Annotated in this window: 1 protein-coding gene; it reads left to right on the top strand. The window is 50.3% G+C overall.

What is annotated here, in order from left to right; translation table 11 throughout:
• A partial coding sequence (locus R7O12_RS26130; protein WP_318126965.1) for a nucleobase:cation symporter-2 family protein occupies positions 1-1146 on the top strand: 1146 nt, incomplete at both ends.

The raw sequence follows: 1146 nt of genomic DNA, 5'->3' as shown, positions 1-1146 counted from the left end.
GTGATTACACCTTCATTAATCATTTGCCAATCTTTGGGCGTTCCGGCCGATCAAACCAACACCATTATCAGCATGTCGCTGTTTGCATCTGGTGTTTCTTCCTTTATCCAAATCCGTACCTTTGGCCCTATTGGCTCCGGCTTGCTATCGGTGCAAGGCACCAGCTTTAACTTTTTGGGTCCAATCATCGGTGCGGGTTTATCACTCAAAGCAGGTGGCGCGGACATCAGCACCATGATGGCGGCGATTTTCGGGACGATTTTAGCTGCCTCCTTTGCCGAGATCTTACTGTCTCGTGTGCTTGAGCATGCACGTCGCATCATCACACCTCTCGTCTCTGGCATTGTCGTAACTCTGATTGGCCTGACGCTGATCCAAGTCGGCTTGGTTTCTATGGGTGGTGGTTATGCTGCAATGGGCGACGGTACTTTTGGTAGCTTAGACAAACTGGCGCTCGCTGGTACCGTACTTGGGTTAATTGTGATTTTGAATCGTTCTAAAAACCCATACATTCGCGTGGCTTCGATCGTGATTGCCATGCTGGTTGGCTATGTAATGGCATACTTCATGGGCATGGTCGACACCTCAAAATTGGGGGAAACCAACCTCGTTGCGCTACCGATTCCGATGCAGTACGGCTTGTCATTTGACTGGTCACTGTTTATCCCTCTCGTGCTGATTTTCTTTATCACGGCGTTGGAAGCGATCGGCGACATTACCGCAACGTCTGAAGTATCTGGCGAGCCGGTTAAAGGCCCTATTTACATGAAGCGCATCAAAGGTGGGGTATTAGCGGATGGTCTGAACTCGGCTATCGCTGCGGTATTCAACAGCTTTCCAAACTCTACCTTCAGTCAAAACAACGGCATTATCATGCTAACGGGCGTCGCAAGCCGTTACGTGGGTTACTTTATTTCTGGCATGTTAGTGATTCTTGGTCTATTCCCGGGCGTGGCCAGTTTTGTTCAGCTGATCCCAGAGCCTGTACTTGGTGGCGCTACCATCGTGATGTTCGGCACCATTGCCGCTGCAGGCGTGCGCATTATCTCGCGTGTTGATCTCGACCGCCGCGCGATTCTGATTATGGCGTTGTCATTCTCGATGGGGTTAGGTATCGCTCAGAAACCTGAGATTCTGCAGTTTATG

This window comes from Vibrio sp. Vb1574 (assembly GCF_033338675.1).
This window is presented reverse-complemented; position numbering and strand designations above follow the sequence as displayed.